The organism is Paenibacillus sp. AK002, assembly GCF_053903045.1.
In genome coordinates, this window is the sequence record NZ_CP096377.1 from 1,051,482 (window position 1) to 1,060,000 (window position 8,519).

Annotated in this window: 6 protein-coding genes and 1 riboswitch (1 of these 7 only partly in view); all 6 genes read left to right on the forward strand. The window is 54.1% G+C overall.

Translation table 11 applies throughout. The annotated features are described in order from the left end of the window. Positions 1-1,008, forward strand: coding sequence for an AAA family ATPase (locus M1D70_RS04515; RefSeq protein ID WP_456290387.1), 1,008 nt, complete (start codon positions 1-3; stop codon positions 1,006-1,008). Then, complete coding sequence (locus M1D70_RS04520; RefSeq protein WP_456289237.1) at positions 1,005-2,303, forward strand: DUF58 domain-containing protein; 1,299 nt, start codon at positions 1,005-1,007, stop codon at positions 2,301-2,303. Before M1D70_RS04515 ends, M1D70_RS04520 begins: the two co-directional genes overlap by 4 nt. Then, positions 2,275-4,599 carry a transglutaminase family protein gene (locus M1D70_RS04525; RefSeq protein WP_456289238.1) on the forward strand — a complete coding sequence of 775 codons (2,325 nt, stop codon included), beginning with the start codon at positions 2,275-2,277 and terminating at the stop codon, positions 4,597-4,599. Before M1D70_RS04520 ends, M1D70_RS04525 begins: the two co-directional genes overlap by 29 nt. A gap of 78 nt (positions 4,600-4,677) precedes the next feature. Further along, on the forward strand, positions 4,678-6,216 hold the full coding sequence (guaA, locus tag M1D70_RS04530) for a glutamine-hydrolyzing GMP synthase (RefSeq protein ID WP_456289239.1): 1,539 nt from the start codon (positions 4,678-4,680) through the stop codon (positions 6,214-6,216). A gap of 228 nt (positions 6,217-6,444) precedes the next feature. Then, positions 6,445-7,383 (forward strand): NADP-dependent oxidoreductase, encoded by a 939-nt coding sequence (locus M1D70_RS04535; protein ID WP_456289240.1) that lies wholly within the window; start codon positions 6,445-6,447, stop codon positions 7,381-7,383. A gap of 267 nt (positions 7,384-7,650) precedes the next feature. Continuing rightward, positions 7,651-7,749: riboswitch (purine riboswitch) on the forward strand. Positions 7,750-7,958: 209 nt separating this feature from the next. Beyond that, a protein-coding gene (locus M1D70_RS04540) for an NCS2 family permease (RefSeq protein WP_009591114.1) crosses the window boundary here: on the forward strand, positions 7,959-8,519 show its 5' end (the start). It continues 810 nt past the right edge of the window; only the first 561 of its 1,371 coding nucleotides appear in the window; its start codon is at positions 7,959-7,961; its stop codon lies beyond the right edge, outside the window.

Consider the following 8,519-nt stretch of genomic DNA (forward strand, 5'->3'; position numbering starts at 1 on the left):
ATGTTCTTGTATCGTTCATCTGTTCATGCTGAAGAAGCCGATCATCCGGAGTGGGCGCCAGATCTTCTGGGGAGGGTTACCAAACGGATTGGCAGCGTCATCGTCGGACATGAGGAGCAAATCTCGTTAACGATGATTGCCTTGCTGGCAGGGGGCCATGTGCTGCTGGAGGACGTGCCGGGAGTCGGGAAGACCATGCTGGTGAAGTCGGTGGCTGCGTTAATCGGCTGTGATTTCAGCCGCATTCAGTTTACTTATGATCTGATGCCAGGGGACATCACGGGCGCATCGGTCTATTATCCGCACACGGGAGAATTTGTATTTAGGCCCGGACCGGTGATGTCCAATATCGTGTTGGCCGATGAGATTAATCGGGCATCGCCGCGGGCGCAATCCGCGCTGCTGGAGGCGATGGAAGAGGGGCGCGTCACCGTGGACGGCCATACGTATCCGCTGCCTGCCCCGTTCTTCCTGCTGGCAACGCAAAATCCTTACGAATATGAAGGCACAAGCCGCCTTCCGGAGGCGCAGCTTGATCGTTTTTTGATGAGATTATCGCTGGGCTATCCCAACATGGAAGGCGAATTGGAGCTGCTGGAGCGGGGAATGGGCAGTTCCAGACTGGATGATCTGAAGCCGATCATGATGGGCTCCGAGCTCATCCGGATGCAGCAGAGCGTTGCCCGCGTCTTCGTGGATGACACCATCAAACGCTACATGGTCAGTGTGGCCGATGCTTCCCGAAGGCAGCAGGGCGTATCCCTGGGCATCAGTCCGAGAGGGACATTAGCGTGGCTCCGTGCTTCGCAGGCAGCTGCATTTTTGACAGGACGAATGTATGTCATCCCGGATGACTGCCTGCGCGTTGCCGTACCGGTGCTGACCCACCGGATTCAGCTCGGTCATGATGCACGCGCAGCCGGCGTGAGTCCTTACGAAATGGTAGAGTCCATCATTACGAGGTTTGATCTGCCGCGCCAGCGCAGCCGGAAGGGAAGCACCTCATGAGACGGCGTCTGCTGGAATGGTTGAGAGGCATAGCCATCTGGTCGGTGTCTTTGGGGCTTTATCTTTGGTTAGGCGGGGAATCGCTGCGGCTTGTTTGGTGGGCATCCACGATTTTATTGCTGGGAGGGGTTATGACGAGCTTGCTCGGTCCGACCCGAATCACCATCTCGCACACAAGCTCCCCTTCAAGCATACAGGCTGGAGACTCCGTCCAGATGACGGTTCATGTTGCCTATCGTTGCATTCTTCCCCTGCCATGGCTTATCATCACCGACCGTATCGGCAGCAGGACATATCGCAAACTGCTGTTCCCGGGCATGCGGCGAAGGCTTGCGTATACCTACCGGCTGAACCAGGTTCCCCGCGGAGTCTGGTCTTCGATCTACAGCGAGGTGGAATGGGGCGATCTGTTCGGCTGGTTCAGGACAAACCGAAGTCTGCTCAGCGATTCGGGCGGCCTGATTGTGCTGCCTAAGCCGGCGGAGTGGCCTGTGGCCGAGATGCCTGTGCATGGAAGCGATATGGATACGGAAGATGAACGCGTACGCTTCAACGTTTGGAATGAAATGATAGGATCGGGCGTGCGCGATTATGTTCCAGGGGATCCCATGAATCGGATTCATTGGAAGAATTCCGCGAAGCTTGGCCGCTTGCAATCTTTTATGCCTCATGAGGGCTTTGGAGCAAGGCAGGGCGTTGTGCTGGATACATCGCTCCAAGGGTATGAGGGCCATGAAGCCCGGAAACCGCAGGAAGAATTTGAAGAAGCGGTATCGGCCGCAGCTGGAATGGTATCCCGGCTTATACGCTATAGAATCCCCTATCAATTATGCATGGATGGGACGGATTTAGAGGGTCCATCGATTGAACGCAAAGGCGGGTCCGAAGGGCAGCCGGATTCGTTGGTGCCTCTGGCCTCTGTTCAGCTAACCGGGAATGATCCGATGCGGAACCGAAGATTCCAGCAATCCTTCAATCCCTCGCAAAAGAATACGGATTGGGCTATCATCACCGGGTACTTCCATCAGGGCGCCGCTGACGCCGGGATAAGCCTCCTGAATGCGGGCTGCAGAAAGGTGACCATTTATTGCACGCAAAGCGTAAGCCGGTTGAAATCGGCTGAAAGCACATCGGCGGCTCCGCCGGAGAATCAGGCGCATCCGCCGTGGGCGCGGGAATTTTTCGGCAAAGGCGGGAAGCTGATGTATGTACATGAAAAACTAGCAGTAGAGGTAGAGCACCCTATCCGGATCGGAGGTGCCGTCCATGACAGGACCGGGCAGCTCGCCCGTTAGGGCTGGCGGCAATCGGGAAGCCGGGTCATTCGGATCACGGAGTATGCCTTCGGTATTCGTTTCCAGATGGTCGCACGGAACGCTGCTTCATCGCATATTAATCACGCTGCCGGTGGCGGGACTTCTGTCAGAGTGGCTCTTGCCCCTTCGGAATGCGGGCGAAACAGGCGGCCGGTTTGTGCTGGAAACCTTATTCCTATGGGCTTTATTTCTGCTGCTTCAAGGGTTGTTTACATGGAGGGGCTGGGTGTGGCTGCCGCTGAACGCCGGGCTGGTGGTTTGGCTTTGTTCCCGGTTGTTTGAATATAGCGATCCGCTCGCATGGCTGTCCGATTACGCTTCGCTGATACTTCCAGGCGACGCTTCGGCTTTAAGAAATGCGTGGGAGTTTACGATCTTAAGCCAGGAAACGAGGACGATCATCCTGCTTGTCGGCTGGGGCATCATGGTATCCGCAGTGCATATGCTGGCTCTGTATCGCCGGACCGTTTGGCTGTTTGGCGGTTCGACGCTGGTTTATTTGGCGGTGCTGGAGTCTGCCATGGAAGAAAGCGTCTATGGGGATATGCTGCGCGCGGTGCTGTACATGTTGCTGGCCCAGGGCATGATGCTGATCCTTAAGCTGAAGCAGGAAACCGTGGAGGGAACCTCTTCGGAAATGGACCTCCCCGAACCCATGCGAACCGCCCGCTTGTCCGGGCTGCCTGTGCTGCGCTGGAGCCTGTTTGTGCTGCTGGCCTCCGTTCTGATCGCGGGGATTACCCGAGTAGGAGGGGGATTGGGCGAGCCTTCGCCAGGCATGGGATTGAGTGTGGCGGAAATGGCGGAACGACTGGCGGGATGGGGGGATCGGCTCCGCGGAAATGCGGAACCGTCGATTCCTGCCTCCCAGGTTGCCGGATATGCTTCCCAAGGAGAAGATTTGGGAGGCCCTCTGACGCTCAGCGATGCATTGTATTTTACGGCGCAATCGCCTGTACCGACGTATTGGCGCGGAGACACGTATAATCGATATGACGGCCGAAAATGGGATGCCGATCCCTCCATCCGCAAGCCGGTCAAGCTATCGGAGGACCTGAGCGGTTTCCTGCCGTATTGGGAGCGTCCTTCTGGAGAGACGATCGAGCAGTCGCTGACTTTTGTACAGGAGACCTCCGTCCCATCTTTGCTGTCGGGAGGTATTATTACCCGCGTGAAGGAGATGCATTCTTCCAAAGAGCGAGGTGCGCCAAGGTTGGCCGTCGACAGGCTGTCCGAAACGATTTCCTTGCAAGGCGGGAGGTCGGTGTCCGGTTATACCGTAGAAACTTTATACGCGCAGCCGGAGGAGCAAGCGCTCCGCAGGGCGAACGGGGATGATCCCGAATATATGGAAGAAATGTATCTGGAGCTTCCCGAGGAACTGCCCTCCAGGGTGAAGGATTTAGCGCAGAAGATTACATCGGACGCCGCGGGCAGGTATGAAACGGCGCAAGCTATCGAATCCTATTTGGAGCAAAACTATACGTATACGCTGCAAACCTCCGTGCCACCGGAGGGCCGGGATTTTACGGATCATTTTTTGTTCGATGCGAAGGAAGGGTACTGCGTTCATTTTGCCACGGCGATGACCGTCATGCTCCGATCCGAAGGCATCCCCGCACGCTATGTGACGGGATTCGCGCCTGGCGATCGGGTGGCCGGGACGACGGATCGTTACGAGGTCGCCCAAAAGAACGCGCATGCGTGGGTGGAGGTGTTGTTCCCGGGACAGGGGTGGGTCCTGTTTGATCCGACTCCGGGCTTTGGGATCGAGGGGATGTCCATGCCTCCGGCTGCCGGCGATTCCGGCTCCGCCGGAATGATGTCATGGCATACCTTGTGGAGTACCATGATCTACGCTGCCGTTAAAGTGCTCCTTGTGATATCCGCCATCGGTCCCGTGATGTTTGGGGTCGTGCTTTTGTTGATCCTCCCTCTTATTGTGGCCGTCATTTGCCGAATTCCGGCCGTACGCCAGAGTTGGGCCTTCATGAGGATGGCCCGGACGATAGCGGTCAGCGGGCGGGAGGGACTCGTATCGGCGGCGGTATGGGTCTGGGACAAGCTGCAGCACAGGTATGGGGATTTGGAAAGAGGGCAGACCATGCGTCAATACGTCAGCGCCCTGTCGATTGCCGATGCCGAATTCAGGGCGGAGCTGGAGGCGTTCGCGTCGCGCTGGGAGCGGGCGGCGTACCAGGATGAACCGTGGTCCCGTACGGAAAAAGTACTCTTTTTGCGCCAATGCATTCGAATTGTCAAAAAACTGGCATGAAAACAAAGGGCCCTCTTTCTTGACGGTATGAATTGGGGTTGCGTATAATTAATTTCATTAATCAAGGGAGGCCCGGTAATGAATAAGCCTAATGAAATCATCGTCGTTTTGGACTTCGGTGGACAGTACAACCAACTTATAGCACGACGCATTCGCGATCTTGGCGTTTATAGTGAGCTTCTGCCATACAATACGCCCGTCGAGAAGATTAGAGATCTCTCCCCGCGCGGCATTGTTTTCTCAGGAGGTCCTTCCAGCGTGTATTCCGAGAATGCACCGCATGTGGATCCTGCCATTTACGATCTGGGACTGCCGATCTTCGGCATTTGCTACGGCATGCAGCTGATGGCTCAGCAGCTGGACGGAAAAGTAGAGCGTGCTTCGAAGCGCGAATACGGTAAAGCCGAATTGGAATTCGCCCCGAACTCGACGCTTGTCAAAGGAATTGAGCAAAAACAAACCGTATGGATGAGTCATGGCGATCACGTGGTATCGCTGCCTTCCGGCTTCAAGCTGGATGCAGGAACGGAATCCGCTCCGATCGCCGCGATGAGTAACGAAGACAAGAAGCTGTACGCCGTGCAATTCCATCCGGAGGTTCGCCACTCCGTCCATGGTAACGAAATGATCAAGAATTTCCTGTACGAAGTATGCGGCTGCGAAGGCAACTGGAGCATGGAGACTTTCATCGAGGATCAAGTTCGCGAAATCCGTGAAGTGGTCGGCGAGAAAAAAGTGCTGTGCGCACTGAGCGGCGGCGTTGATTCCTCCGTTGTGGCCATGCTGATTCACAAAGCCATCGGCGATCAGCTGACATGCATGTTCATCGATCATGGACTGCTGCGCAAGGGCGAGGCCGAGAGCGTGATGGAGACCTTTGTCGGCAAGTTCGACATGAAGGTCGTCAAGATTGACGCGCAGGAGCGTTTCATGTCCAAGCTGAAGGGCGTGGACGATCCGGAGAAAAAACGAAAAATCATCGGCAACGAGTTCATCTACGTATTCGATGAGGAATCCAGCAAGTTCGATGATTTCGCATTCCTGGCTCAAGGCACGCTGTATACCGACATCGTGGAGAGCGGAACGGACACGGCACATACGATCAAGTCCCACCACAATGTCGGCGGGCTGCCTGAAGACATGAAATTCGAGCTCATCGAGCCGCTCAAAGCCCTCTTTAAGGACGAAGTTCGCAAAGTCGGCGAAGAGCTTGGCTTGCCGGACGAGATCGTTCACCGTCAGCCTTTCCCTGGACCGGGTCTTGCGATTCGCGTACTGGGCGAAGTAACGGAGGACAAGCTGCAAATCGTTCGCGACTCCGACTACATCCTGCGCGAGGAAATCGCGAAGGCCGGTCTGGATCGCGAAATCTGGCAGTATTTCACGGCGCTTCCGAACATGAAGAGCGTCGGCGTCATGGGTGATGCGCGCACGTATTCCTACACCGTAGGCATCCGCGCCGTAACCTCCATCGACGGCATGACAGCGGACTGGGCGCGCATCCCATGGGATGTGCTTGAGAAAATCTCCGTCCGCATCGTGAACGAAGTCGAGAACGTCAACCGCATCGTGTACGACGTGACTTCCAAGCCGCCAGCAACGATCGAGTGGGAGTAATTTTTATACAGCTGCACTAAACATAAAAACCTTCAAATCCACATCCGTGGGATTGAAGGTTTTTTTGCGTGGGTACCATACGAGCTTTCCTCTTTAAACAATGGATTGAGGCCCTGGTTTATTGCATGCATCTTTTGTCCAATAAGATAAATAATACGTTAAGGCGCAATGGGTAAGAGCGAGCTTAAGGGAAGTCGAACCAAGACAGAACCTGTGAGGAGGAAAAGAATGAAAGCTATCGTCATTGACCGTTATGGTGGCAAGGAAGAGCTTCAGGAAAGAGAAGTACCTACTCCTGCACCGCAAGCGCACCAGGTCTTAGTCAAAGTGGCCGCTACCTCAATCAATCCAATTGACTGGAAGCTTCGAGAAGGCTATTTAAAACAAATGATGGATTGGGAGTTTCCCATTATTTTAGGATGGGATGTTGCCGGGACCATTTCGGAAATCGGAAGCGAGGTAACGGATTGGAAAGTGGGGGACGAAGTGTTTGCCCGCCCGGAAACGACCCGTTTTGGCACATATGCCGAATTTACTTTGGTGGATGATCACCTGTTGGCACGCAAGCCTGCTGCTATCTCATGGGAGGAAGCGGCATCCGTTCCGCTCGCGGGACTGACTGCTTGGCAGGCGCTGTTTACGCATGGTGAACTGACCAAAGGAGAGAAGGTATTGATTCATGCAGGCGCCGGCGGCGTCGGCATGTTCGCTATCCAGTTTGCCAAACAAGCGGGTGCTTACGTCATAACGACCGCCAGCGAACGCAATCATGAACTGCTGGCCTCGCTCGGTGCTGATCGGATGATCGACTATCGGACGACCCGATTTGAAGATGAATTATCGGATGTGGACGTTGTGTTCGATACGATGGGCGGTGACGTGCAGAAGAACAGCTTTAAAGTACTGAAACAGCATACCGGGCGAATTATATCGATTGTCAGCGATTTTGATGAAGAACTGGTAAGAAAATACGACGTGACCGCCAAAAATATTTGGCTGGATCCCAATGGCCAGCAGCTTCAGGAAATAGCCGACCTGTTAGAGCAAAAAAAGGTAAGATCCGTCGTGGGAGCTACGTTTCCTTTTTCTCGAAAAGGGCTCTACGATGCCCACGCATTAAGTGAGACCCACCATGCTGTCGGTAAAATAGCCATAAGTTTCTCCTAAGGAGATATATGATTCCTCCTGCGTGTCCGGTTTCGACCCGCTTCTGCCACCATCGGATGTAAAACACCTCACCGGGCGGATTTCGATGATCGTGTGCGCATCTTTTGGGTAGTTTTTAGTCGTATGTAGGTCAGTCGTCCTAGAGCGGAAAGCTTTTGGAAAGGCAATTCCCGAACGTTTCTTTAAATTGACAAGTATAATATTCGTTTTTGTTGTTGACAAGGTTGGGCTTCTCGTCCTAGAATATGTGTAGAAACCGACACGACAACTACAAATAGCGAGCTTTTTCGTATAATCCCGGGAATGGGCCCGGGAGTCTCTACAGGTCACCGTAATGATCTCGCTACGAAAAGAAGAGCGGCAATATAATGATGCGGACTCGTCCAGCATTCGAGATCGGCCTGCAAGCTGGAGCAACGCTCCCATGCAGCAGACCGGTTACTCGATAAGGATGCTGCCCGGCAGCATGCGAAAGATTGTTTTGCGGCTCTTTTTTCAAGCGACGGCCCTAGGGATCTATCCTTAGGGTCTATTTGTATGTTGCCGGTCATTAATTTAAGGGGGATATCTCTACAATGGAGCGTTTCTTTAAACTAAAGGAACACGGAACGAATGTAAGAACCGAGATCATCGCAGGCTTGACGACCTTTATGACCATGGCTTACATCCTGCTGGTCAACAATCTGTTCCTGGGTCCTGACGGCGCGGGCATTCCACAGGAAGGCGTATTCTTCGCTACCGCTGTTGGTGCCGGTCTCGTGACCATGGCCATGGGCTTTTTCGTTAACATTCCGGTTGCGCTGGCACCAGGCATGGGTTTGAATGCGTATTTCATGACAGTTGTTTTAAGCTCGAACGGTGCGATTACTTGGCAGGCGGCGCTCGGTGCCGTATTCATCTCCGGTATCGTCTTCATCATTCTTACGGTAACCAAAGTCCGCCAAATGCTGTTGACGGCGGTTCCGAACAACTTGAAGATCGCCATTACCGTTGGTATCGGATTGTTCATCACGATCGTTGGCCTGAAGCTGGGCAATATCGTTACGGCTTCCATCAACCCGGGAACGGATATCTCTCATCCGGTACCAGGCGGTGCCTTCAATCTTGGTCTTGGAAATTTCGTTGAAAACAAGGAT

Excerpts from the sequence above, each read along its gene's own strand:
- M1D70_RS04515 (WP_456290387.1), top strand. The coding sequence starts at position 1 with ATGTTCTTGTATCGTTCATCTGTTCATGCTGAAGAAGCCGATCATCCG.
- M1D70_RS04520 (WP_456289237.1), top strand. The coding sequence starts at position 1,005 with ATGAGACGGCGTCTGCTGGAATGGTTGAGAGGCATAGCCATCTGGTCG.
- M1D70_RS04525 (WP_456289238.1), top strand. The coding sequence starts at position 2,275 with ATGACAGGACCGGGCAGCTCGCCCGTTAGGGCTGGCGGCAATCGGGAA.
- guaA (WP_456289239.1), top strand. The coding sequence starts at position 4,678 with ATGAATAAGCCTAATGAAATCATCGTCGTTTTGGACTTCGGTGGACAG.
- M1D70_RS04535 (WP_456289240.1), top strand. The coding sequence starts at position 6,445 with ATGAAAGCTATCGTCATTGACCGTTATGGTGGCAAGGAAGAGCTTCAG.